At 54.3% G+C, this 25,712-nt stretch carries 24 protein-coding genes and 2 rRNA genes (1 of these 26 only partly in view); 19 read left to right on the forward strand and 7 right to left on the reverse strand.

Going from position 1 to position 25,712, the window contains the following annotated elements:
* Positions 1-219: 219 nt before the first annotated feature.
* The 17 genes from mrdA (at position 220) to ABO_RS10135 (ending at position 16,096) form a co-directional block, all read left to right on the forward strand.
* Positions 220-2,136: a penicillin-binding protein 2 gene (gene mrdA / locus ABO_RS10055; RefSeq protein ID WP_011589234.1), complete on the forward strand. Its 1,917-nt coding sequence runs from the start codon at positions 220-222 to the stop codon at positions 2,134-2,136.
* A complete protein-coding gene (gene rodA, locus ABO_RS10060; RefSeq protein ID WP_011589235.1) occupies positions 2,133-3,278 on the forward strand; it encodes a rod shape-determining protein RodA in 1,146 nt (381 codons plus the stop codon). The genes mrdA and rodA overlap by 4 nt, the downstream gene beginning before the upstream one ends.
* 78 nt (positions 3,279-3,356) lie before the next feature.
* Positions 3,357-4,442, forward strand: coding sequence for a lytic murein transglycosylase B (gene mltB, locus ABO_RS10065; protein ID WP_231860779.1), 1,086 nt, complete (start codon positions 3,357-3,359; stop codon positions 4,440-4,442).
* Positions 4,439-5,368, forward strand: coding sequence for a septal ring lytic transglycosylase RlpA family protein (locus tag ABO_RS10070; RefSeq protein ID WP_011589237.1), 930 nt, complete (start codon positions 4,439-4,441; stop codon positions 5,366-5,368). Before mltB ends, ABO_RS10070 begins: the two co-directional genes overlap by 4 nt.
* Before the next feature lie 229 nt (positions 5,369-5,597).
* Positions 5,598-6,758, forward strand: coding sequence for a D-alanyl-D-alanine carboxypeptidase family protein (locus ABO_RS10075; protein WP_011589238.1), 1,161 nt, complete (start codon positions 5,598-5,600; stop codon positions 6,756-6,758).
* A gap of 34 nt (positions 6,759-6,792) precedes the next feature.
* Complete coding sequence (locus ABO_RS10080) at positions 6,793-7,677, forward strand: D-amino acid aminotransferase (RefSeq protein WP_011589239.1); 885 nt, start codon at positions 6,793-6,795, stop codon at positions 7,675-7,677.
* A gap of 12 nt (positions 7,678-7,689) precedes the next feature.
* Entirely contained in the window at positions 7,690-7,959 is a 270-nt protein-coding gene (locus ABO_RS10085; RefSeq protein ID WP_011589240.1) for a YbeD family protein, read from the forward strand.
* Positions 7,960-8,154: 195 nt separating this feature from the next.
* On the forward strand, positions 8,155-8,469 hold the full coding sequence (locus ABO_RS10090; RefSeq protein ID WP_011589241.1) for a hypothetical protein: 315 nt from the start codon (positions 8,155-8,157) through the stop codon (positions 8,467-8,469).
* Positions 8,470-8,589: 120 nt separating this feature from the next.
* Positions 8,590-9,330: a lipoyl(octanoyl) transferase LipB gene (gene lipB, locus ABO_RS10095; protein ID WP_011589242.1), complete on the forward strand. Its 741-nt coding sequence runs from the start codon at positions 8,590-8,592 to the stop codon at positions 9,328-9,330.
* A 58-nt stretch (positions 9,331-9,388) separates the two neighbouring features.
* Complete coding sequence (gene lipA / locus ABO_RS10100; protein WP_011589243.1) at positions 9,389-10,366, forward strand: lipoyl synthase; 978 nt, start codon at positions 9,389-9,391, stop codon at positions 10,364-10,366.
* 153 nt (positions 10,367-10,519) lie between these two features.
* The gene (gene dacB, locus ABO_RS10105) at positions 10,520-12,028 is read left to right on the forward strand and encodes a D-alanyl-D-alanine carboxypeptidase/D-alanyl-D-alanine endopeptidase (protein ID WP_011589244.1); all 1,509 of its coding nucleotides are present in this window, start codon (positions 10,520-10,522) and stop codon (positions 12,026-12,028) included.
* A gap of 201 nt (positions 12,029-12,229) precedes the next feature.
* Entirely contained in the window at positions 12,230-12,664 is a 435-nt protein-coding gene (locus tag ABO_RS10110; protein ID WP_011589245.1) for a copper resistance protein NlpE, read from the forward strand.
* A gap of 354 nt (positions 12,665-13,018) precedes the next feature.
* Positions 13,019-13,690 (forward strand): MotA/TolQ/ExbB proton channel family protein, encoded by a 672-nt coding sequence (locus tag ABO_RS10115; protein WP_011589246.1) that lies wholly within the window; start codon positions 13,019-13,021, stop codon positions 13,688-13,690.
* Positions 13,680-14,060: an ExbD/TolR family protein gene (locus ABO_RS10120; RefSeq protein ID WP_011589247.1), complete on the forward strand. Its 381-nt coding sequence runs from the start codon at positions 13,680-13,682 to the stop codon at positions 14,058-14,060. The genes ABO_RS10115 and ABO_RS10120 overlap by 11 nt, the downstream gene beginning before the upstream one ends.
* Positions 14,057-14,491 carry an ExbD/TolR family protein gene (locus ABO_RS10125; protein WP_011589248.1) on the forward strand — a complete coding sequence of 145 codons (435 nt, stop codon included), beginning with the start codon at positions 14,057-14,059 and terminating at the stop codon, positions 14,489-14,491. The genes ABO_RS10120 and ABO_RS10125 overlap by 4 nt, the downstream gene beginning before the upstream one ends.
* On the forward strand, positions 14,488-15,216 hold the full coding sequence (locus ABO_RS10130) for an energy transducer TonB (protein ID WP_011589249.1): 729 nt from the start codon (positions 14,488-14,490) through the stop codon (positions 15,214-15,216). The genes ABO_RS10125 and ABO_RS10130 overlap by 4 nt, the downstream gene beginning before the upstream one ends.
* Positions 15,217-15,376: 160 nt before the next feature.
* The gene (locus tag ABO_RS10135; RefSeq protein WP_035459529.1) at positions 15,377-16,096 is read left to right on the forward strand and encodes a ZIP family metal transporter; all 720 of its coding nucleotides are present in this window, start codon (positions 15,377-15,379) and stop codon (positions 16,094-16,096) included.
* Positions 16,097-16,169: 73 nt separating this feature from the next.
* Here ABO_RS10135 and ABO_RS10140 read toward each other — a convergent pair whose 3' ends face one another.
* The 3 genes from ABO_RS10140 to mpl all read right to left on the reverse strand — a co-directional run bounded on the left by ABO_RS10140 (position 16,170) and on the right by mpl (position 18,747).
* Positions 16,170-16,772: a flavin prenyltransferase UbiX gene (locus ABO_RS10140; protein WP_011589251.1), complete on the reverse strand. Its 603-nt coding sequence runs from the start codon at positions 16,770-16,772 to the stop codon at positions 16,170-16,172.
* Positions 16,769-17,227, reverse strand: a complete 459-nt coding sequence (locus tag ABO_RS10145; protein WP_011589252.1) for a DUF2214 family protein — start codon at positions 17,225-17,227, stop codon at positions 16,769-16,771. Before ABO_RS10145 ends, ABO_RS10140 begins: the two co-directional genes overlap by 4 nt.
* Positions 17,228-17,394: 167 nt before the next feature.
* Positions 17,395-18,747, reverse strand: a complete 1,353-nt coding sequence (gene mpl, locus ABO_RS10150) for a UDP-N-acetylmuramate:L-alanyl-gamma-D-glutamyl-meso-diaminopimelate ligase (protein WP_011589253.1) — start codon at positions 18,745-18,747, stop codon at positions 17,395-17,397.
* Between the two features lie 382 nt (positions 18,748-19,129).
* Here mpl and ABO_RS10155 point away from each other — a divergent pair, with 382 nt between their 5' ends.
* Together ABO_RS10155 and ABO_RS10160 are read left to right on the forward strand one after the other, a co-directional pair.
* Positions 19,130-20,092 carry an esterase/lipase family protein gene (locus ABO_RS10155; RefSeq protein ID WP_011589254.1) on the forward strand — a complete coding sequence of 321 codons (963 nt, stop codon included), beginning with the start codon at positions 19,130-19,132 and terminating at the stop codon, positions 20,090-20,092.
* A 56-nt stretch (positions 20,093-20,148) separates the two neighbouring features.
* Entirely contained in the window at positions 20,149-21,159 is a 1,011-nt protein-coding gene (locus ABO_RS10160) for a lipase secretion chaperone (RefSeq protein ID WP_011589255.1), read from the forward strand.
* Positions 21,160-21,333: 174 nt separating this feature from the next.
* Here the strand turns inward: ABO_RS10160 and ABO_RS10165 are convergent, their stop codons facing one another.
* The 4 genes from ABO_RS10165 to ABO_RS10180 all read right to left on the reverse strand — a co-directional run.
* Positions 21,334-21,663 carry a zinc ribbon domain-containing protein gene (locus ABO_RS10165; protein WP_011589256.1) on the reverse strand — a complete coding sequence of 110 codons (330 nt, stop codon included), beginning with the start codon at positions 21,661-21,663 and terminating at the stop codon, positions 21,334-21,336.
* Between the two features lie 17 nt (positions 21,664-21,680).
* Complete coding sequence (fmdA, locus tag ABO_RS10170; protein ID WP_011589257.1) at positions 21,681-22,910, reverse strand: formamidase; 1,230 nt, start codon at positions 22,908-22,910, stop codon at positions 21,681-21,683.
* A 380-nt stretch (positions 22,911-23,290) separates the two neighbouring features.
* Positions 23,291-23,406 (reverse strand): 5S ribosomal RNA (rrf, locus tag ABO_RS10175).
* Between the two features lie 199 nt (positions 23,407-23,605).
* A 23S ribosomal RNA gene (locus tag ABO_RS10180) occupies positions 23,606-25,712 on the reverse strand (it continues 784 nt past the right edge of the window).

Genomic DNA, 25,712 nt, shown 5'->3' on the forward strand with positions numbered 1-25,712 from the left:
ACGAGAGGCGCCATGCTAACTGGCAAAGCGTTAATAACGCGCTGCATGGTCAGTTTGCGATACTAAAGATCAGAACATGATCATCAAACGAACCACCAAGCAGGAACCTTTAACCGCGTTATAGCTTGTGGCTTTGAGTGATCCCCCGACACAACGTTATTTTGCTACTATCACGCGTTCCTTTATTCGCCCTAAGTAACCCCGGACTCTAACGCCAACATGCGCCGACCATTAACGCTGAAGGATCATCATCACGAGCAGCGCATTTTCAGCGTTCGTCTTGTCGTGAGTGTTTTCCTGGTGTTACTGCTCACCTGTGTGTTGATCGGGCGCATGATCTGGTTACAGATCATCGAACACAATCGTTACACCACCCTCAGTGACAACAACCGGGTTCAGACACAAGCTGTGGCCCCACCGCGCGGGCTAATTACCGACCGCAATGGCGAAATTCTTGCCGATAACCGCCCTGATTTTTCGCTGGAAATCATCATCGAGCAAGCAGCTGATCTGGATCAGCTGCTCACCGAGCTGGGCAATCTTATCGAGCTCGATGAGGGGGACCGGGAACGTTTCGAGAAACGCCGCCATACCGCTCGCCGCCCCTGGGAACCTGTGCCACTACGTGGCCGGCTCACCGAAGAAGAAATTGCCCGGCTGGTGGTGAACCAGCACCGGCTCGCGGGTATCAGGATCTCCGCCGACCCGATTCGCCACTACCCTCACGGCATTCTGTTTTCCCATGTTTTGGGCTACGTAAACCGGATCAATGTCCAAGATTTGGACGCGATGACTCTAGACCAACAACGCAACTACGCGGGCACCCATTTTTACGGGCGCAGTGGCATCGAACGGTTTTATGAAGATACCCTGCACGGTGAAGTTGGCTACCGCCAAGTAGAAACCAATGCTCGAGGCCGAATCTTAAGGGTGCTAGAAGAGCAAGCGCCGGTGCCGGGTAAGCCCCTGCGACTTCGCCTTTCCATGCGAGTGCAAAAAGCAGCTTATGATGCTTTGGGCGAACGCCGTGGCGCCGTGGTCGCCATTGATCCTCGCGATGGCAGTGTGCTGGCATTCGTTAGCCGGCCAGGCTTTAACCCCAACCTGTTCGTCACCGGCATTTCCTATAAAGATTATTCCGCCTATCGCAACGACCACGACAACCCCCTGTTCAACCGTGCACTGCAAGGGCGCTACCCACCAGGTTCCACCATCAAGCCCATGTATGGCCTGGCCGGGCTCGATGCCGGGGTAACCACCTGGGAGCGGACCATTTTTGATCCCGGATACTATCAGCTAGAAAACGACCCTCACCGCTACCGAGACTGGAAACGCTGGGGCCATGGTCGCGTCAATCTGCGCGATGCAGTGGTGCAGTCCTGCGACACCTATTTTTACGACATGGGCTTTAAACTGGGCATTGAACGCCTACACCGCTACATGACCCAGTTTTCCCTAGGTCAGCCTACCGGTATCGACCTGCACAACGAATCCAGCGGCATTATGCCGTCCAAACAGTGGAAAAAGGCCGCACGCGGCCGCCCCTGGTTCCACGGTGACACCATCAACGCCAGCATTGGCCAGGGGTTTGTACTTGCCACACCACTGCAACTAGCCAATGCCACAGCGATCATGGCCAACCACGGCAAACAGGTGGTCCCCACTCTCGCCGGAGACACTAAACCAGTAGAACGTACCGATATCGTGCTTAATGATCAGAGCAACTGGGAAAAAATGGCCGACGCCATGGTTGGTGTAACCCAGCTCGGCGGCACGGCGCGGGCCATGGCCGTGAAAGCCAAATATGACATCGCTGCTAAATCCGGCACTGCTCAGGTTTTCTCGGTGGGCCAGGACGAAACCTATAATGAAGAAGAATTGACGGAACGACTACTGGACCACGCCCTACTGGTATCCTTTGCCCCCGCCGACAAGCCAGCGATTGCCGTGGCGGTGCTGGTGGAAAATGGCCGCCACGGCGGCTCTACCGCGGGGCCGGTTGCCCGCGAAGTCATGGATGCGTGGCTACTGGATGAACAGGGGGAGCTGAAAGTACCGCCGGTGTTTGCCGAAACCCCGCCCCATCCACCGTCCAATACCACCATCAATAATGCCGGTAACGAGAACCGCCCATGAGCCAGCGCGAATTTACCCGCCAAATGCCAGGCCAAACCGGCGCTAGCCTATCACCCGGGCTGGCGGTACGCCTGCACCTGGATCCACCATTACTGGTGGGCCTGTTGCTACTCATGTTCGGGGGGCTCACCGTTCTTTATAGTGCTGGCGGGGAAAGCATGGCGCTAGTGGTCCGTCAATGCATCCGCTTCGGCGCCGGCCTTATTGTGCTGTTTCTGTTGGCCCAAATCCCGCCGCGAAGCTACCGCTTCTGGGCGCCAGTGATTTATTCCATCGGCCTGATGTTATTGATAATGGTGTTGCTCATCGGCACCGAAGCCAAAGGGGCTCAACGCTGGTTATCCATTCCCGGCGCCGGCCGCTTCCAACCGGCGGAGGTGATGAAACTCGCGGTACCCGCCATGGTCGCCTGGTACTTCAGTGAACGCACGCTGCCCCCCCGGCTCACTGATGTGATTGCTGCCCTGCTATTACTCGGCATTCCCGCCATGCTCATCGGCATGCAACCGGACCTGGGCACAGCCATTCTCATCGCGGCCAGTGGCTTGATAGTCCTGTTCATGGCGGGGCTATCCTGGCGGCTGATTGCCGTGGCGATAATCATAGTGGTCACCGCCGCACCGCTGATGTATTTCTTCGTGATGCATGATTATCAGCGCAACCGGGTAGACACTTTCCTTAATCCGGAAGCGGATCCGCGCGGTACCGGCTGGAACATTATCCAGTCAAAAACCGCTATCGGTTCCGGGGGGGTTAACGGCAAAGGATGGCTAGACGGTACCCAATCACGCCTCGATTTCCTGCCGGAATCCTCCACCGACTTTATTCTCGCAGTGCTCAGCGAGGAATTCGGCCTAGTAGGCGTTATCGTATTGCTGATGATGTACCTGGTCATCGTTGGCCGCGGTTTCTTTATTAGCTGGCACGCCCAAGACACGTTTGCCCGGCTACTGGCCGCCAGCCTAGTGATGACATTTTTTATTTATGTTTTCGTGAACATTGGGATGGTTTCAGGGCTCTTACCTGTCGTAGGCGTCCCTTTGCCTCTGGTCAGCTATGGCGGCACCTCCGTTGTCACGCTATTGGCCAGTTTTGGGATGTTGATGTCAATTCACACCCATCGGCGCCTAATGAGTTATTAAACGTGAAGCCGGCCCCCTAGTGCGCCGGTTTCCAACAAAACGCAGTCCATGGAAATAATGAAAACAGGAGAACCCCCTTTGCGTCGTTTCTATCTAGGCATTCTAAACATTTTCCGCTCCGGCACGGCGTATTCAGCCATCGCGGTCGCAGCCCTGTTCTTCACCTCCCTGCCTGCCTTAGCCGAGCATACCTGCCCTGAAAACAACGACTATCTGCAGCGCAAACAAGTCCAAGCTCTAATAGCCGAGCTCGTCTCGCAAGGACAAGATGAGGCACGATTGCGAGAGGTTCTGGGCAGCGCGCAATGCCAACCCCAGATTCTCAAATCCATTGCTCGCCCTGCAGAAAGAACCCATACCTGGGCCACTTATCAGAAAATTTTCCTACAGGAAAGCCGGGTTCAGAAAGGTATTGAATTCGCCCACACCCACGCCAAGACCTTGACCCGCGCCGAACAAACCTACGGCGTACCGCGAGAAATTATTCTCGCCATCATTGGTGTGGAAACCCGCTACGGTGATCACATGGGCAACTACCGTGTGGTCGATGCGCTGGCCACACTGGGCTATGACTACCCTCCCCGAGGAAGCTTCTTCCGCAAACAGCTCAAAGCACTGTTTGAATTGGAACACCATGCCCATATTGACGCGAACACGATCACCGGCTCTTACGCGGGGGCCATGGGCTATGGCCAGTTTATCCCCACCAGTTACCAAGCCTACGCAGTGGATTTTGACAACGACGGTATCACCGATCTGGTCAATAATCCGGTGGATGCCATTGGCTCCGTGGCCAACTATTTCAGCGAACATAACTGGCAACCCGGTTTGCCCGTGGCTGCCAGAGCTCGCTTACACGGTACCGGTTATGTCGCGCTGGCCAAGAAAGGTTACAAGCCATCCTTTACTCTGGCACAAGCCAACAGTGCCGGCGTCACCGCACTCAGCTGCAACGACGATCGGCTGGTTAGTGAATACTGCTTTGATCTGCCCGCCAGCACCCGCGTCGCCCTACTCGACCTGACCGGAACCGATGGCGCAGAATTTTGGCTGGCCACCGACAACTTTTATGTGATCACCCGCTACAATCACAGTCGCCTGTACGCCATGGCCGTGCTACAACTATCACGACAATTGGCTGCGGCACTGGAGGATAATCAATGAACCGTTTGGCTTGCGCCGTACTGACCTCTGCCTTTCTCGGCGCCTGTGCCACAACGCCAGGGCCCAATGATGGCAATGACGGCCCAGGTGCCAGCAACGGAGCTCCCGGCTCCGACCGTTATAGCCTGCATCAGGATACCGCCCCTGAAGAGCGTAGAGATATCTCACAGCTGCCGGAACCGGTTCCCACAAATGAACCACGCAGTCGCTATGGCAACCCACAATCCTACAGCGTGTGGGGCAAAACCTATCAAGTACTCCCCCAAGCGGAGGGTTACGTAGCAGAAGGAAACGCGTCTTGGTATGGCCAGAAATTTCATGGTCATCGCACCTCCAGCGGCGAATCTTTCGATATGTATCAGTTCACTGCCGCCCATCGCAGCCTGCCACTGCCCACTTACGCCCGGGTTACCAATCTGGATAATGGTAAGAGCCTGGTGGTACGGGTGAACGACAGAGGCCCTTTCCACGAAGATCGCATCATTGATCTCTCTTGGGCTGCCGCAGTACGCCTAGGCATAGAACAAGCCGGCACCGGACGTGTTCGAGTTGAGGCCATCACGGGCCAACAGTCACAATCCCAAGAGGCCAACAGCACCGTCCCCACAGCCGTACGCGCCGCCCTGGATAGCCCTCCGCCTTCACAAGCACAGAGCACCTCCGGCACCCAAACGGGCACGGTAAAAGAAAATGAGAAAAGCGCCAGTCTGTTTCTGCAGGCAGGCGCCTTCTCTGACCGCGTCAGCGCTCAACGGCTACAACAAAAGCTGGTCAACCAATTGGGCGTCGATACCCAAATCCAGCACTCGGAGGGTAATCTATTCCGGGTCTGGATTGGCCCCTATGAAAACCAGCAACAACGTCAACAAGTACGCCAGACGATTGCCGACGCCGGTTTCGACCGGCCCATGCCTGTCAGCCCCTGAAAACGCCCATATCAGCTATTTCTCCGGTTAACAGGCCCTCGTCAGTCCTCTAGAATGCAGCCATCAAGTGATGGCACAACGCAACTTGATGGCCTTTATGGAATTTTTTGCCGTCCGTGTACAAACACTCCTTCGGGTTTGCACCGAACAACGACGGCAGGCATATCATTGATTCCCTAAACCCTTCAAAGAGCGAATCATCCTAGAACAACCAACAGGCAGGATATCCATGCGTCCCCAGTCTTTTCGATTTACCGTTTTAGCTCTCTTTGCTTTATTTGGCACCGCTTTTTCCCTCCTGGCTCAAGCGCAAATGGTGCCCCGTGCGCCACAAATCGATGCCAAAGGCTACTTGCTGATGGATGCAACCAGCGGCCAAATCATCGTCGAGCGTAACGCAGATCAACGCCTACCTCCGGCCAGCCTAACAAAGATGATGACAGCCTACATTGCTGAAGCGGAGCTGCAGAAAGGCAATATTTCCGAGAAAGACATGGCGCCAATCAGCGTTCAGGCTTGGCAAATGGGCGGTTCACGCATGTTCGTACGCGAAGGGACCCGAGTTCCGGTGGGGGACTTGCTGCGAGGCATCATCATCCAGTCCGGTAACGACGCCAGCGTGGCCATGGCCGAATACATTGCCGGTTCCGAAGATGCCTTTGCCGATTTGATGAACCAACACGCTAACCGTCTGGGCATGGACAACAGCCATTTCATGAACGCCACTGGCTGGCCGGCGGAAAACCATTTCACCACCGCCAAGGACATGGCCATTCTAGCCCGCGCCATCGTGCGAGATTTTCCCGATCACTACGACCTATACGCCAAAAAGGAATTTACCTACAACGGCATCACTCAACAAAACCGCAACCTGCTACTGTGGCGTGACCCCTCTGTGGACGGCCTTAAAACCGGACATACCGATGAAGCCGGCTATTGCCTGGTCTCTTCCGCTAAAAAAGACGGTATGCGTCTAATCGCCGTGGTCATGGGTACCGATTCTGAAGGCGCACGCGCCCGTGAATCACAAAAGCTACTGACCTACGGTTTCCGCTTCTTCGAAACCTACAAAGCGTATAGCGCTGGCGATGTCCTTGATACCGTCGATGTATGGATGGGCGAACAGAACCAACTTCGTCTAGGCCTAGCTGAAGACTTGGTACTGACCATCCCCCGTGAAAGCCATGAAAGCCTGAAAGCGGAAATCAGTGTTACTCCACAGCTGGAAGCGCCTATCGTGGAAGGCCAACAATACGGCTCCCTCACCGTCCGCATGAACAATGATGTGCTGGTTAAAAAACCATTGGTGGCATTGGAAGCCGTTGAAGAAGCTGGCCTCTTCACCAAGCTTTGGCATCACCTTATGCTGTTCTTCAAAGGGCTGTTCTAGGAACCTCAGCACGCGACACGCAGGCACACTTACCATGACTCAGGTTTATCTCAACGGCGCCTTCATGGCGCCAGCAGATGCAACGATATCCCCCATGGATCGGGGCTTTCTGTTTGCCGACGGGATTTACGAAGTGATACCAGCCTATAACGGCGTATTATTCCGCTTCGAAGAACACCTGATCCGCCTGGAACGCTCGCTGGCAGAAGTCGACATTCGCAATCCCCACAGCCGGGCACAGTGGCGAGAACGATGTGAACAACTACTGCGCGCCAATGGCGGCGGCAATCTCTCGGTTTACCTGCAAGTCACCCGTGGCGCTGCTGAAAAGCGCGATCATGCGTTCCCGTCGCCCGCCGTCACCCCCACTGTATTCATGATGACCAACCCGATAGCGATTCCTGCCGCCGACAGCCCAGAAACCGCCGTTGGCGCTCGCGCAATCACCCTGGATGATATTCGCTGGGCCCGTTGCGATATTAAGTCCGTCTCCTTGCTGCCCAACAGCCTACTCCGCCAACAAGCCGTGGCCGCCGGGGCCAGCGAAGCCATTTTGCTGCGCGACGGCTTTGTTACCGAAGGCTCGGCCAGCAATGTCTTCATCGCCAAGGCCGGCACCATTGCGACCCCCCCAAAAAGCCATGCCATTCTTGGCGGCATTACCCGGGATCTGGTGGTAGAGCTGTGCCACCAGCACGGCCTCGCACTAGAAGAGCGTGAAATCACTGAAATGCAGTTACGCCAAGCAGATGAAATCTGGATCACCAGTTCGACCAAGGAAGTGGTGCCCGTAATTCAGCTCAACAACGCTATAATAGGGAATGGAATGCCGGGGCCATTATGGAAAGCCCTTGCGCATCACTACGTCCAGCATAAACGCCGACTTTGCGGGCTTGATGCCCCAAACGCGCACGACTGACAGGAGCCGCCCATGGCCATTCAGGAACATTTGTGGGAATTCCCCCATGACATGCAGTTAAAAGTCATGGGGGCCATCGACTCCCCCCTTGAAGCCGCGCTTATCGAGATTCTCAACACCCACCTTGAGGATTTTGACGCAGACAAACACCTGAACAGTAAACCCAGCAGCAAAGGCACCTTCATTTCTTTCACTGCGAAGGTCACCATGCGCAACCGGGAACAGGTAGAGGCCATTTACAAGGCGCTCAGTGATTCTCCCCATGTGAAAGTGACGCTTTAATACACGGCCCCTGCAAGCGCTCTCGCTTCAAATGCCAGTGCACCTCACAGTAAGTGCACTGGCCGAGCCTCATGACACGTTACACGCCGTTACCTGTTCTCACAGCTCGATACCGAACCCCCACCGAGCCACCATTGGTAAGAACCCATCGCCTCCGTAGTGTTTGGCACATAATAACAATACGGAATATCCATCATGAAAATAGTCTCGCTGCTGTGTCTGTGCAGCTACCTGCCTATACTCACGGTTATTGACCTACGCCCCTTTTCTCACGATGTGCTCGGTGCCAGTCGCGCAGGGCCGCACACCGTCGCCAAACCGACAAACCTCATTTCTGCCCTGCCACGCAACAACCCGAACATGGAACAGAGCCTTTACCGCACCCCAGTGCATTTCGACGCCTTCCAGACGATTAATCTCACCGATGATAGCCGCATTGAATTCGGCATCAGTGTTCAAGAATTAAATCTCCATCTTGTTAACCCGCGGACAAGTGATCGTCTGATTTAAACAATAGTAACTTTGCCTCATTTTAGGGAACGTCAACCGCGACCCTGTAGAAAATGCGTACATCCGCGGATTTTGATTCTTCTCTATCCAATGTGCATCGCGCAAAGCGGCTAGCCTGTCATGCATAGCTGGCCGTATACTTCCCCCATGGACGCACTGATTCGCTATTTCCCACAAGTCGATTATTCCTCTTGCTGGCACGCCATGCGCGATCTCACCGATCACCGTGACGCGCAGCAGAGCGACGAGTTTTGGGTACTCGAACACCCTCCCATCTTCACGCTGGGCCAAGCCGGCAAGCCCGAACATGTGCTCAATGCCGGTGAGATTCCAGTAGTGAACAGCGACCGTGGTGGGCAAGTGACTTATCACGGCCCCGGCCAGACAGTGGTCTACCTGATGCTGGACATCAAACGGCTAGGGCTGGGTAGCCGCGGGCTGGTCTCCGCCATTGAACAAGGCATCATCGACTTTCTTGCAAGTCTGGGCATTACCGCCGTTAATCGAGATGACGCACCCGGAGTCTATGTTCAAGGCGCCAAAATTGCGTCTCTGGGCCTGCGTATCCGCCGTGGCGCCACCTACCACGGGCTAGCCATCAACCGGGATATGGACCTTTCCCCCTGGCATCGTATTAACCCCTGCGGACACGTGGATCAACCCATGACCACACTGAAAGCTCAAGGGGTGGATCTGGACCGCCACAGCATGGAACAACAGCTGGTATCCTTTTTAGCCAAACGTCTTGGGCTAACGCCCCGGACAGCGGCCCTTCCGGACTGGTACAATACCCGCCAAGAGAATGTCACCACTGGCGGCGATCCTGGCAGTGCTCTGACTCAACAGCCAGAGCGGCTGTAACCACAGACACCGCTGCCTGCCCCCCCTTCCGGCAGCACTCGACGGCAATGGAAACCCCATGAGCGAACAGGCCCAAGCCAAACGCAAAGTGCAAATCGGTGACAAACTACGTGGCGCCGACAAGGTCCGCACCATCCCCATGGTTAATGAAGAAACCGGTTACCAACGTAAGCCGGACTGGATTCGTGTGCGTGTTCCTGCCAATGGCGAAATTCAGCGTATCAAGTCCCTGCTACGCAAACAGAAACTGCACACCGTTTGCGAAGAGGCGGCCTGCCCCAACTTGCCGGAATGTTTTGGCGGCGGCACCGCCACCTTCATGATCATGGGCGACATCTGTACCCGTCGTTGCGCTTTCTGCGATGTGGGTTTCGGCCGGCCCAATGCGTTGGATGCGCAAGAGCCGTTGCACTTGGCGGAGTCTGTGGAAAACTTGGGCCTGAATTATGTGGTGATTACCTCCGTGGACCGGGATGATCTAGCCGACGGCGGCGCGGAACACTTTGCCGAGTGCATCCGCCAGGTGCGAGCGCTTACCCCAGAGACCCGCATCGAAATCCTCACCCCAGACTTTCGCCCCTGCCTGGACACCGCCGTGGAGATTCTCGCTGAAACCGCGCCGGACGTGTTTAACCACAATATTGAAACCGTTCCGGAGCTATATAAGCACATCCGCCCCGGCGCCCGTTATCAACACTCCCTGGATTTGCTTAAACGCTACAAGGCTCTGCGCCCGGATGTGAGCACCAAAAGCGGCATCATGGTGGGGTTGGGTGAAACGTTCGAGCAGGTCATCAATACCATCAAAGATCTGCGAACCCATGATGTGGACATGATCACCATTGGCCAATATCTGCAGCCCAGCAAGCACCACGCTCCGGTGGATCGCTTCGTACACCCGGACGAATTCCGGGAGTATGCCCGCGTGGCCAACGAACTAGGCTTCACCTCGGTTGCCTCCGGGCCCATGGTGCGCAGTTCCTACCATGCTGATTTACAGCATAAAGGGGTGGATGTTGGCCTATACAAACCCTAATTCAAAGGCCGGGCTTACTGGCACCACCGATTAAATGTACGTTTCGTACTAGCGGCCCACTGACTCGGCTCGGGCTTTGCATTACGCTAGCGGTCTATGTAACACGCTTACCCCAGCAGTTGTTGCCGTTACGATTTTGAAGGTCCCCTTGTCATGCCGAGAAGCGCAGTCCGTAAACAGCCTAACATCGTTCTTACTTCAACCCTTCTCGGCATTTTTCTGCTGCTCGGCACCTTGCTTGCCGGCTCCGCACAAGCGGATATTCCGGCGCCAGTCATGGCCCCAGTATTGGAAGTCGCGGAAAGCCTGGAGCTTGCCGAAACCGACCTGGCAGTAGCTTCCATCCCCCTGGATGGACCCGGAAAAGCCCGTTTCATGAATGCGGACATACCCCTAAACCCCGGCTCCATCATGAAGGTCATTACCACCTACGCGGCGCTAGAATTACTGGGTCCCACGTTTCAATGGCACACTCGCCTGTACACCGACGGTACCATTGAGGGGGAAACCCTCAGCGGTAACCTGTATTTTGTTGGCAGCGGGGACCCTAAACTCACCGAAGAGCGGTTATGGCTACTGCTGCGGGAGTTGCGTGCCATGGGTATCACCCACATCACCGGTGACCTGATTTTGGATGGCAGCGTGTTCAACCTGCCCAATGGCATTACCGCCTTTAATGATGACGGTGACAACCCCAACGCACCCTTCCTGGTGGAACCCAACGGCTTGCTCACCAACTTGAATGTGTTGCGCATCCGGGCCCGAGCAGACAACCGCGGCATTCATACTTGGACCGAACCGGCCCTCAATGGCATCCACATCAACAACCAACTGGTACTGCGCGAGTACGGCCATTGCCCTCGCCGCTATCAATTTGACTATGAACCTACCACCCGTGATGACGGCTCAATAAGCATCACGGTCACCGGCGTGCTGCCCGTAGGGTGTAGCACCAGCAGCTATCTGTCTCTGCTAAGCCAGCCCGCCTATACCGGTGCCCTACTCTCTAGCCTGTGGCAGCAGCTTGGCGGTACCCTTTCAGGAACCATCCGCGAAGGCCTGCGCCCTCGAGCAGACACAGAACTACTCGTCACCACCTCATCGCGTGATTTGGTCACTATGGTCCGCGATATTAATAAGTGGAGTAATAATGTGATGGTGCGCCAGGTCTTCCTGACGTTGGGCGCCAAGCACCGTCAGCCCGGCGATAAAGACGATCTTGCCGCCGCAGAGCGTGAAATTCGCGCCTGGCTAGCCCATAAAGGTATCGACAGCCGGAGTATGGTCTTTGAAAATGGGGCCGGCTTGTCACGCATTGAGCGCATCACCGCCCGTCAAATGGCCCAACTACTGCAACAGGCCTGGGAAAGCCGCTTTGCCGCAGAACTAATTGCCTCCCTGCCACTGGTGGCCATGGATGGCACAATGCGTCGCAGGCTGGGTAACGCTAACATGGCTGGCATGGGCCACATTAAAACCGGCTCTTTGCGTAATGTGCGCTCCATCGCAGGGTTCACCCGCGATGAAGACAACACCACCTGGGCAGTGGTGGCCATGGTGAACAACCCTCGCGCGTGGCAAAGCGAGCCGGTACTTGATGCGTTCATCGAACAAGTGCACCTATCCACGCGCCCTAAAAGCATAAACACCGCCCGGCAATAAATCGTCCCCCCGCAGGGTCGATGGCCCTGCTTTATTCTACTGTGCGTTTTCCCTATGCTGAGCACATAAGGAGCTTTCAGAAGCCCCGTATCTGCCCCCCTCCAAACCCGTTGAAGATAACTCAAAGCAAATGTTCAAATGCTTGGCGAAAGAGTATTCTAAAATGATAATACCGAAGGGAACTTGCTAGGGAGCATCACCATGAAAACCTACTTCGTCGCCGCCGTAATCGGCTGTACCCTGGCGTTTGCTGGCTGCCAGAGCCAACCGGAAGCGCCGATCGACCCCAAAGCGCAGAAAAAGGTCTATAGCGGGATTCTTCCCTGCGCGGATTGTTCCGGAATTCACACCACGCTGATCCTATACCGGGATCAATACGATACCCCCACCCGTTTTGAACTCAGTGAAGAGTATATGAGCGGCTCCACCGTGAAACTAAATGTGGTGGAACGCGGGGAATGGACCTCACACAAATACCAGGAAGGCGTTAGCCAGGAAGATGTGTACACCATCAATCCTGAAGACGACGATGCACGACGTCAATACATCAAGGATGCGATCAATGCCGTTGAACAATTGGATTCATCTGGGAATCGTATCCAGTCAAATTTGAATTACCGCCTGCTCAGCAAGTAACTCCCATAGGCGCATAAGAAAGGCGCCTCGGTTCCTTTTTATTTGCTTGCTCTGGCCGCCCAACCCCCCTTCCGGCTCAGCGTGCACAGCACGCGCCCTAGCACTAGTGGCAATAAACCTTCGAAGATGCGGCATTTTGCCGCTATCTGTGAATGCATCCCAAATAGGAATGACTTGCATTAAGGGGTTGAACATCATAGTATTGCGAACCCTTATTCAATCCTTGGCGCTGAGTCATTGCCACACCGCCACATAGCCCTGCGTTATCAAGCGGTTATTATTAAGTGGCGATATGCAAGGCCTGTTTTACCCGATACCGGGCACCTAATTATTTGCCCATAGCTGGAGTTTTCCATGCCCCAGATTTCCCTACAGTTACCGGAATGGTTTATTAGTGGCGGCGCCACTATGTGGGTTCTGGCCCTGCTCTCCGTGATTGCCTTGGCAACGTTCATCTCCAAGATCTTGCAGTTCGCCCGCATTCGCCCTGGCAATAGTCGCCAGGCAGACCAGTTGCTTAGCGCAATACGCCAAGGCAAACCGACCAGCAAACCCGACAAATTAACCAGTCCCATCGACCGAGTGCTCTGGCAGTGCTGGGAAAACCGTAACCTGGATGAGGCTGCTTGGCAGGAAGAAAGCCTACGCTTGGCCCGCAGCGGCCTGGATGAGTTACGCGGCGGCTTGCGTGTGCTGGAAGTGATTAGCGCCATTGCTCCGCTGCTAGGCCTTCTGGGCACCGTATTCGGCATGATTGGCGCCTTCCAAGCCCTGGAGATGGCCGGCTCACAGGTGGACCCCTCCATTCTGTCCGGGGGTATCTGGGAAGCCCTGCTGACCACCGCCGCCGGCCTCACCGTGGCAATCCCAACCTTGGCTGCATTCCACTGGGCCGACCGCAGCATCGAACAATGCCGCGAGAAAATGCAGGATCGACTGTCGCGTTTGAAAGTATTGCGCAACAACCACACGGCTCCCGAGCCTCTGGAAGAGGAACGCGACCCGTCGGTGTCGCATGCATATTGAACCTGAGCGTCATCGCACGCCCTTTATCAGCCTGACACCACTAATTGATGTGGTGTTTATCCTGCTGGTGTTCTTCATGCTCGCCACCCGTTTCGGGCAATACCATGACCTGCCTGTTAACGTGCAACCCGCAGACAGCACCGAGCAACCGGACGAACAATGGTTAATCATCAACGTGCAGGCCAACGGTATGCTGACCCTTAATGATGTCAGCTTTACCCCGGCCGCGGTTGCAGACCGGCTGGATACCAGCAAGACCAAGGTATGGGTCACAGTGAATCCAGAGGCCACTCTGCAACAGGCACTGACCGCTGTAGACGCCATGAAGGCCGCCGGCGTTCGCGATGTTCAACTGGAGCTGTTGCCATGATGATCATGGAAACCTCATCACGCAGACCGCCACTGGAGCCGGTGCTGCCGCTGATCAATGTGGTCTTCCTGCTGTTGATCTTCTTCATGTTAGCCGGACAATTGGCCAAACGCCCCACCGTGACGGTGGAAGCACCGATGAGCCAGACCGCAAACGGCGAAGAAGCCCGGGATAAGTTGCTACTGGTGATACAGAACGATGGGCAATGGTTTGCTGAAGACAGCGCCGAACCGCTAAGCGACGCGGCATTGCAGGCACGACTTGGCGACAAGCCAGAAGATGCAGAAGTCCGCCTGCTGGCCGACGCAGGCGTAACCATGCAAGCCTTGCGCAGGCGTTTGGAAACCCTGCAAGGCATGGGTGTGGAACAGGTTCGGCTGGTGACGCAGAGTGACGCAGCAGCAGAAAGCGCCAGCAAGGTGGCACCATGAAACCCCGTAATCTCACCGCTTGGATCGTCTCCATTCTAATTCACGTCAGCGTGCTGGTTACCGTTGGCGCCATGACGCTTGCCGGTGGCCGCCCCGCAAAACCGGGCGTTAGTGAAATTGCCATTAACCTGTCTGCTCCACCAGCCCCAAAGGCTGCGCCGAAAGCGATACCGCCAAAGGCCCAGCCCGCCCCGCAACCGAGAGTCAAACCAAAACCAAAACCCAAGCCTACGCCCAAACCGGTCGCAAAACCGAAACCGGAACCCAAGCCAGAGCCAGCCCCACAACCTCAGGTAGCAGAAACTGCGGCCACGAAAACCGAGAATGAAGACACCCACGAAGAAGCCTCGGCACAGCCCCTGACTCAAGGCGCCAAAGGCATGGCGGGCGCCCCAGGAAAAGGAGTGCATCAATCCGGTGATACAGAAAATGCGCTCAACAAATACCTAGCAAAAGTGCGCGACACCATCGATTACAACAAGCAGTATCCGCACCGGGCTAAAATGCGCCGCCAACAAGGGACCGTTAAGGTGTCTTTTGTAATCAATGCGTCTGGGCGCGCCGAACAGGTAAAGATCACGAAAAGTTCCGGCAGTCGTATTCTGGACCGCGCCACCCAGGAGCTCGTTTCAAGGTTACGCTTCGACGCCCCCCCCAAAGAGCTGGATAGCAGCCTACCTGTACACGTTATTGCACCGGTGAATTACGATCTGAGCAATGGCTAACGCCATTACCTCGGCGGCGATCTCTTCCTCCGTCCCGAGTTGATCCCCTGCGCACCTGTCTTTACTGTTGAATGCTTGATTAAACAATCACGCTGTCTGGCACGCTATTACCCGCCCGCCGGGGCGGGTTTGCCTGCTCTCTCTTTTGAAGGAAACGCCTGTGAACGCATTAACTTTGGCACTGTTATTAAGCCTAGCAGCAGGTCTCAGCATGGCGGCGGGAGCTCTCATTGGCGTGCAGGAACATATCGCCAAAAGCTGGCTTGAGCAGGAAGTGCGCCACGGCGTTATCGCTTTTGGCGGCGGCGCTCTATTAGCGGCCGTGGCATTAGTGCTGGTTCCAGAAGCGGTCAAACACCATAGTGCTTTCTCCGCCACAGTCTTGTTCGCCAGTGGCGGGCTGGTCTTCATGTTTATTGACCGGGCCTTGGCGAAACGCGGTGGCGCTCTGTCACAATTGTTAGCCATGTTGCTAGATTTTGTCCCGGAAGCCATCGCTCTAGGGGCGGCGCTGGCCAGTGGCGGTAGCCAGGCTTACCTGCTGGCGTTCCTGATTGGCATGCAAAACATGCCGGAAGGGTTCAATGCCTATCGGGAAATCTACAATAGCAAGGGCAACACACTGTCTAAAAGCCGCATCGTGCTGGCTTTCGCTTGCATGGCCCTGCTGGGCCCATTAAGTGCCTGGCTCGGCTTTGAGATCCTGGTGAATCAACCCTTTATTCTCGGCGGTATCATGCTGTTTGCCAGCGGTGGCATTCTCTATCTGACCTTCCAGGATATCGCCCCGCAAGTGCCACTGGAAAAACACTGGATGCCAGCTCAAGGGGCTGTAGCCGGTTTTGCGCTGGGGCTAGTTGGCCACCTCCTAGTGCAGTAAGCCTAAAGTTGAAACGCGACAGCAGCTACCATCAACTAAACATTAACGCCTAGCACGCGTTTTAACGTTCAACTCACTCCCCCCAACGCTTCACTAAGGTTTGTTCCACACCAAGATGATCCAGTAGCCGGGCAACCATAAAGTCCACCAGATCATCCACGCTTTGTGGTTGATGATAAAACCCAGGCGCGGCGGGCATGATGGTGACGCCAAGGCGGGAAAGTTTAAGCATGTTTTCCAGGTGGATCGCGGAGAAAGGCGATTCCCGGGGGACCAGAATCAATTTTCGACCTTCCTTTATGGCCACATCCGCAGCCCGCTCGATCAGATTATCACTGGCCCCCATCGCAATGGCTGACAAGGTCCCCGTAGAGCAGGGGCAGACCACCATGGCTGCAGGAGCTCCGCTGCCGGAAGCCACCGGCGCCGTCCATTGTTCCAACCCACAAACGACCAGCTGTCCCTTTTCTGTCTTTACCCAATCGCGCAACGCCTGCTCAGCGTTGCCGGTACCCGCAGGCAATTTCAATGCCGTCTCAGTGCCAATGACCACTCGCGCAGCCTTGGAAAGTAGAACGAACACCTCACAGTCCGCCTCCAGCAAACACTGCAGCAAACGTAACCCGTAAGGTGCTCCGGAGGCACCGGTAAAAGCTAACGTCACCCGATGTGTCATAAACCCATCCCGACACCTCTGGCCATCATCACTGCCAGAATCGGCATCAATATAACCAAATGAATTTCTGCCACCAGCACGCCACGCAGGTTGCGTTGCAGCTTGTCATCAATCACAGGGACATGGCCTGCTTTAACTGTTTTTCGCCAACCCAGAAGCACCTTAGTGGGATACAAGCTCAACAAGGCGATCAACACGAAGAGCGTCACCTTGCCATGAAACCAAGGGTTAGTGAGATAAAAGTCCCAGCCCTTTTCCGTCCAGCCCGCCCGGGCCAAGCCACTGATCAATACCGTTAGCGCCGACAGGCCATAACCAATATCCAGCCATAAGAGCGTGCGAATATTGCGTTCATTGATGCCGGTTCGCCACAGCAACAACTCGCCATACAAGCAAGCAAAGAGCATCAGGATGCTTAGGTAATGCACCGATGCCCAAAGTACCGACCAGAACATGACAACCTCCTAAACGCTCGAAACGAGCGACACGTTTCAAGCCTCAACACGGACAAAATGAATACGTTTGCAATTTTCTCCCGGCACTCAAGACAAAAGCGCGGGCACAGACGCGTCAAGACGCTTACTACTATCATTTGCAGCAACGTGAGGCTTGTCTGTCGCTGTTACTCAGCCAACGCATCCAGCAGCTTCTGGTGAATGCCACCAAAGCCGCCGTTGCTCATCACCACCACGCTCAGTGGCTCGCCTTTGTGACTTGCTACCTTGGCAATAATATCATCCAGCGATTCGGTCACCGTTGCCGGCACCGGAGCTTCACTGAGCACCGAATCCAGCGACCAGTTCAAGCCCGGCGGCTGATACCAGATTACCTCATCAGCGCATCCGGTGCTGCCCGCCAAAGCGGCCTTGTGGCTCCCTAGGCGCATGGTATTAGAGCGAGGCTCAATAATGGCAAGTATTTTGCCGTTACCCACCTTGCGCCGCAGTCCATCTAGCGTGGTGGCAATGGCCGTGGGGTGATGGGCAAAATCGTCGTAAACCCGCACCCCGCCCACTTCACCACGCAATTCCATGCGCCGCTTCACACCCACAAACTCCGATAACGCTGCCGCGCCATCCGCCAAAGTCACACCCACATGGCGGGCGGCCAGCAACGCAGCCATTCCGTTGTTCACACTGTGACGGCCAGTTTGCTCCCAACGCACCTGCGCCACCGGTTCACCGCTTTCAAGCACCGTAAAGCTCGAGCCATCGGCCTGATCCAGGCGGTAGCCCAGCGCTTCCTCTTTACCAAAGCGCTCCACGTTACTCCAGCAGCCTTTTTCCAGGGTCTCCTCCAGCGCAGCTTCTCCATGGGGCAGAATCAAGCGACCGGTGGACGGCACAGTACGAATCAGGTGATGGAACTGGGTTTGAATAGCGGCCAGATCCGCAAAAATATCCGCGTGATCAAATTCCAAATTATTAAGAATTACCGTGCGCGGACGGTAGTGGACAAACTTGCTGCGCTTGTCAAAAAACGCCGTATCGTATTCGTCTGCTTCCACCACAAAGAAAGGCGTCTCACCCAACCGGGCCGATACTCCGAAATTGCCGGGTACACCGCCAATCAAATAACCAGGCTTTAAACCCGCATATTCCAAGATCCAGGCCAGCATGGAACTGGTGGTGGTTTTACCATGGGTTCCGGCAACAGCTAGCACCCAGCGACCGGGAAGCACCACCTCTTGGAGCAGTTGCGCCCCTGAGGTATAGGGTAAGCCGCGATCCAGTACTGCTTCCACTGCCGGGTTGCCACGGCTTAACGCATTGCCGATAACCACTAGATCCGGCGCCGGTTCCAGTTGCGACGGATCATACCCTTGGGTCAAGGCAATACCCGCCGCTTCCAATTGATCGCTCATGGGCGGGTAAACGTTTTGGTCACTGCCAGTAACCTGATGCCCCTGAGCTTTAGCCAGCTGCGCCAGCGACCCCATAAAGGTGCCGCAAATACCGAGAATATGAATATGCATGAGAAGGAACTGCCAACATTTAGATTCCTTGCACCATAACGGCAAGGGCTCCCAAGGTGAAGTGCCAGCACGGTCTAATCCCTGTTGAACCTATTGTCTAATGCAACAGCTCCTAATTTTGCCGCATATATCCAAGCATGGTGGACCGTAAGGTGCCGAACATCCCCTTCCAAAAGACACAGGATAAATAAGAGAAAACAAAATAGTCCGTCGTTAGTGCTGCTCTCTATGCGCGAAGATCTGAAAGGTATCATGACTGGAATCCCTCCAGTCAAAAAATTGCATTCTAGTTGAGTCCAAGTACACTCCTGTGCGCCATCACAAATATAAATATAAACTCAGCCTTTACACTGGCTATAACCTAATACAATAAGAGGCAGCCATGTCGATCATCCTCCGACGCCTGGTCATGGTCACCGCTTTGCTATTCAGCACCAGCCAGACGCAAGCCTGGTCCTGGTTGGGAAAAGACAAAGACACAAGCTATGCAAACACTCGCTACCCCATTGTTCTGGTGGGCGGCCTCATTGCTTTTGATGATATTGCCGGTATCGATTATTTCTACGGTATCGCTGATGATATGCGCGATTACGGCGCCGAAGTCTACGAGAGTAATGTAAGCGCACTACAAAGCAATGAATACCGCGGTGAAGAATTAATCATCCAGATTGAAAATTATCTAGCCGTCACAGGTGCAACAAAAGTGAATCTTGTCGGCCATTCTCAAGGGGCGGGCACGGCGCGATATGTTGCCGCCGTTCGTCCGGACATCATCGCATCGGTCACCTCAGTGCACGGTGAAAATCGTGGAACTCCTGTTGCTGACATCCTTCGCGGGTTGATACCGCAAGGCAGTGCAGCGGAAGAGCTCGCAGACATGGTTGCCAACGGGTTTGGGTTCCTATGGGAGTTAGCATCCGGGGGGCCCAACGCAAAGAGTCAATCCACCAAAGCGGTGCTCGTGGCGTCAACCACCGAAGGCATGGCCGCGTTCAACCAGCGCTACCCTCAAGCCATGCCCACCTCCGCCTGCGGCACTAGTGGTGAACATGCGGTCAACGGAGTGCGTTACTGGTCTTGGGGAGGCACAGGTGTGCGCACCAACCTACTCGATCCCTTCGATAGTGTATTGGTCACCGTCACCCAGTTTGCCTTCTCATCTGGGGTTGAACATGACGGCGTGCTGCCCCTGTGCGGTATGTACCTTGGCAAACCCATTCGACATGACTATCGCCATAACCATGCGGATGCTATCCGCCAGCTGTTTGGTTTGCTTGGCTGGGAAACTGATCCCAAAACATTATATCGCAACCACGCTAACCGCCTGAAAAATGCAGGACTTTAACAAGCATTCCCTCAGAGGGTCGCTCTTTACAGGACCCTCTGCATTGAGTCTGAGTCATGACACGAACATTTGTTCTACTTATCGCAATAGTGCTCTCAGCTAGCAGCTTATTCTGGGGCTTTCAGCACCTAACTGCTTCCCCTCTTCCGCTACCCACAGCGAGTAACACGAACACCCAAATCAGCACCACTTACACTGCCACAATTGAAGCGGGAAGAGCAGCTAAGCAGACGCTAAATCTAGCCCAAATGCTGACAAATACTTCGTTAGCGGGCACGCAAGTCCCTGGAAGTCTAACGATCGATGCCCTGGGCCGCCTGATTCCAGACAACCACAGCAAAGCTGTCATGGATTATTTCTTATCTTTGAGTGGAGAAATGCCTGACGCGTCAATCCGCAGACTGCTGGAACACTGGGCCCGACACAACGCGGGGCAACTTGCCGCCGCTGACTTGCTGACACTGTTTGATCAATATCATTATTATCGGTCCCGATTAGCTAACAGCGATTACGCCGCACATTATTTGAATAAGAACAGCGGGGATATTCGCAACAAGCTTGAACAACGACAAAAACTGCGCAATGACACATTTGGGACCGATATAGCTGCAGCTTTGTTCGCAGATGAGGACCGCTACGATAGGGTCAGTTTGCAGCGCAACCAGATCCTGACATCGCGTCGTTCTGAGAAAGAAAAGGCTGACGCCCTGCAAGAGCTTCGCAAGGCGCTACCCGAAGCCTTGGCAAAACAACACCAGCGGCAGTACGATTTGCAACGCCTCACAGCCCATGAGCAATCCATAAAACAACAAGGCGCTAATGCCGCCGATCTCTATGCTTTCCGCCAACGCCAATTTGGTGATGCTGCGGCCCTGCGTCTGCAGGCGTTAGATGAGCAACGTACCCTTTGGCAAAGTCAGTACCAGAATTACGCGCGACAGCGAGACCAGATCAATTCCGCAGCCATAGACATTGCGGACAAACAGAAGCAGTTACAGGCTTTGCGTAGCAGATTATTTACCCACAGTGAACAACAGCGTGCAGCCGCGTTAGACCGTATGCAATAGCCAACATAGATAGAAGAAACATCGTCAAACTAGCTCCTTGCGGTTGTTTCGCTGAGACCGTCTGAGCACGGTAAAAATAATCCCATTCAAGCTTTCCCTCTATCACAACCATAAAAAAGGGCCGCTAACGCGACCCGCTAAGAGAAGTTTTACTGCCGTAAAACCCTTCAAACCTTAATGGCTAATCATCCATGGCCTGGCTGACGGAAACATCTTGTTGCCTTCAGCGGTATAGAATAGCTTGGACTTGCGCTTGTGATGACAGCAGCCTTGATCTTTTTCTGAATGCTGATTGCCTTGTCGAGGCTCATGCATCGCCTTCTCATTACGTGCAATGGCCTGGCGTTTTTCCGGGGCCATATCCAGCACCTCTGGGGGCACCATAATCACCCGCGCTGACAACGCACCACAGGTCGGGCACATGGCGCAATCACCGGAAGCCTGCATGGGAACGAGGTCATGGAACAAGCCGTGCTCAACACATTTATAGTCATAAAGGGGCATGATCACTCCTGTATAAATTACTTATCTTTCGATAATGGGATGTCAACACTGCCGGCCACACTATGCTGTGGACCATCCATACCCGGCTTAATATCAAAGTCGAAAATATCCGTTGGCAACCAAAGAGTGGCACAGGCATTGGGCACATCCACTACGCCACTAATATGTCCCTGGACAGGAGCACAACCGAGCAAAGCATAGGCTTGAGCACCCGTATAACCGAATTTCTTTAGGTACTCAATCGCATTGAGGCACGCCTGACGATACGCCACATGCACGTCTAAATAATGCTGCTTGCCTTGTTCATCTACAGAGATACCTTCAAATATTAAGTAATCGTCATACTTGGGCGCCATAGGGCTGGGCTTAAAGATAGGATTCTTAATTCCGTATTTTTCCATACCTCCTTTAATGATGTTCACCCGTAAATGGATCCAGCCAGCCATCTCAATGGCTCCACAGAACGTAATCTCACCATCACCCTGGCTAAAATGCAGATCCCCCACGGACAGCCCCGCATCCTTCACATAAACGGGGAAATAAACCTGCGAGCCCCTCGACAAATCTTTAATGTCACAGTTACCACCATGCTCACGGGGCGGTACGGTACGGGCGCCTTCAGCAGCAGCTTGGGCTTTCGCGTCACCGCTTAACTTACCCATGTGCGCCGTATCAGCATAAGGTAAGTTAGCCAACCCAGGAACACGATCAGGCTCGGTATCGTAAAGTGCTTTTTCCCGGGTGTTCCACTCTTCAAGCATTTCCTTCGACGGCAAACAACCTATAAGACCCGGGTGAATCAGGCCGGCAAACTCCACGTTGGGAATATGGCGGGACTTGGTGAACATACCATTGAAATCCCAGATGGATTTCTGAGCTTCAGGAAAATGTTCGGTAAGAAAGCCACCGCCATTTTGCTTGGAAAAGAAACCATTAAAGCCCCATTGGCTTTCATCAAAAGTGCCGATATCAAGGATATCCACCACCAGAAGATCACCGGGCTCGGCGCCTTCGACACCCACAGGTCCGGTTAGAAAGTGCACCTGAGTCAAGTCGACATCACGAACATCGTCAGCACTATCGTTATTCTCGATCTGCCCACCCGTCCAGTCATGACATTCCAAGATAAAATCATCACCAGGCTTCACCATTTTCGCCATGGGGATATCCGGGTGCCAACGATTATGAACGTTTTCGTTTTCGTAAGGCGATTGTTTCAGGTCAATCTTGATAATCGTTTCAGCCATAATCAAAGCTCCTTAGCGAATCATTTAGGTCGAGTGGGCATCAACACGATCACTATTAATGAAACCTCCAAGGACAACCATGAGTTAATAGCACAGCACACCTACGTCATTTGACGTAGGTGTGCTGTTAACAAACTAATGAAGCAGGATATAAAAGCCCGCTAGGAATGGCATCTATAGGTATGCGGGCCCTCCGCTGAGGATAGCCTACAAACAGAGCGTGACAAGAACGGTTGGGGAGCGCCTAAAGCACTGGTGACGATTGAGTGATTCGGGTGGGGCTTGCATCGATGGTTATAATTTGATTTTAGGCTGCCCGGACAGGCGCCAATAAAAAAACCCCCGCCACTGACGCGACGAGGGTTTTTCTGTATTTAAGAGCCTGACGATGACCTACTCTCGCATGGGGAAGCCCCACACTACCATCGGCGATGTACTGTTTCACTTCTGAGTTCGGCATGGGATCAGGTGGTTCCAATACTCTATGGTCGTCAGGCAATCTGGTTTGGTTTTCCTGATTAAATCAGGAGGACCAAATAGGTTGCCTTCCCGGTGTTTTACCTAGGTAAATACTGCACACCGGCAAAGCCAAATTGGGTAACGAGAAGTTTGCTATTCAACTGCAAGGTTAGTTATCTCTCACACCGTATCTTTGCGTTACCTGGCGATAAGCCGAGTAACTGCTTTGGTGTTATATAGTCAAGCCTCACGGGCAATTAGTACTGGTTAGCTTCACGCCTTACAACGCTTCCACACCCAGCCTATCAACGTTGTGGTCTTCAACGGCCCTTCAGGGGAATCAAGTTCCCAGGGAGATCTCATCTTGAGGGAGGCTTCCCGCTTAGATGCTTTCAGCGGTTATCCCGTCCGAACGTAGCTACCCGGCAATGCCACTGGCGTGACAACCGGAACACCAGAGGTTCGTCCACTCCGGTCCTCTCGTACTAGGAGCAGCTCCTCTCAAATCTCCAACGCCCACGGCAGATAGGGACCGAACTGTCTCACGACGTTCTAAACCCAGCTCGCGTACCTCTTTAAATGGCGAACAGCCATACCCTTGGGACCGGCTTCAGCCCCAGGATGAGATGAGCCGACATCGAGGTGCCAAACACCGCCGTCGATATGAACTCTTGGGCGGTATCAGCCTGTTATCCCCGGAGTACCTTTTATCCGTTGAGCGATGGCCCTTCCATACAGAACCACCGGATCACTAAGACCTGCTTTCGCACCTGCTCGACTTGTAGGTCTCGCAGTCAAGCACCCTTCTACCTTTACGCTCGTTGCACGATGTCCGACCGTGCTGAGGGTACCTTTGTGCTCCTCCGTTACTCTTTGGGAGGAGACCGCCCCAGTCAAACTACCCACCACACAATGTCCCCGATCCCGATAAGGGACCTAGGTTAGAACCTCAAACATGCCAGGCTGGTATTTCAAGGACGACTCCACAGTAACTAGCGTCACTGCTTCAAAGTCTCCCAGCTATCCTACACAAACAGGTTCAAAGTCCACTGTGAAGCTATAGTAAAGGTTCACGGGGTCTTTCCGTCTAGCCGCGGGTACACAGCATCTTCACTGCGATTTCGATTTCACTGAGTCTCGGGTGGAGACAGCGCCCCCATCATTACGCCATTCGTGCAGGTCGGAACTTACCCGACAAGGAATTTCGCTACCTTAGGACCGTTATAGTTACGGCCGCCGTTTACCGGGGCTTCGATCAAGAGCTTCGCCGAAGCTAACCCCATCAATTAACCTTCCGGCACCGGGCAGGCGTCACACCCTATACGTCCGCTTACGCGTTTGCAGAGTGCTGTGTTTTTAATAAACAGTTGCAGGGGCCTTTTCACTGCGACCGCCGATAGCTCAGAGAGCAAGTCTCATCACCTTCAGCGGCGTACCTTCTCCCGAAGTTACGGTACCACTTTGCCTAGTTCCTTCACCCGAGTTCTCTCAAGCGCCTTAGAATACTCATCCCAACCACCTGTGTCGGTTTGGGGTACGGTTCCTTATAACCTGAAGCTTAGAAGATTTTCCTGGAAGCATGGCATCAACCACTTCCCGGTCACAAAGGACCAGTGGTCTCGACTCTCAGCCTTAAGGTGCCGGATTTGCCTAACACCTCAGCCTACAGCCTTTCCCCGGGACAACCAACGCCCGGTAGGCATAGCCTTCTCCGTCTCTCCATCGCAGTTATAAGAAGTACGGGAATATTAACCCGTTTCCCATCAGCTACGCATTTCTGCCTCGCCTTAGGGGCCGACTCACCCTGCGCCGATTAGCGTTGCGCAGGAAACCTTGGTCTTTCGGCGTGGGAGTTTTTCACTCCCATTATCGTTACTCACGTCAGCATTCGCACTTGTGATATCTCCAGCATGCTTCTCAACACACCTTCACAGACTTACACAACGCTCCCCTACCCCGCATACATAGTATGCAGCCGCAGCTTCGGTATCCAGTTTGAGCCCCGTTACATCTTCCGCGCAGGCCGACTCGACTAGTGAGCTATTACGCTTTCTTTAAAGGGTGGCTGCTTCTAAGCCAACCTCCTAGCTGTCTGAGCCTTCCCACATCGTTTCCCACTTAACTGGAATTTGGGGACCTTAGCTGGCGGTCTGGGTTGTTTCCCTCTTCACGACGGACGTTAGCACCCGCCGTGTGTCTCCCGGATAGTACTCACTGGTATTCGGAGTTTGCATCGGTTTGGTAAGTCGGGATGACCCCCTAGCCGAAACAGTGCTCTACCCCCAGTGGTATTCGTCCGAGGCGCTACCTAAATAGCTTTCGGGGAGAACCAGCTATCTCCGA

It is taken from the genome of Alcanivorax borkumensis SK2, from assembly GCF_000009365.1.
GTDB lineage: Bacteria > Pseudomonadota > Gammaproteobacteria > Pseudomonadales > Alcanivoracaceae > Alcanivorax > Alcanivorax borkumensis.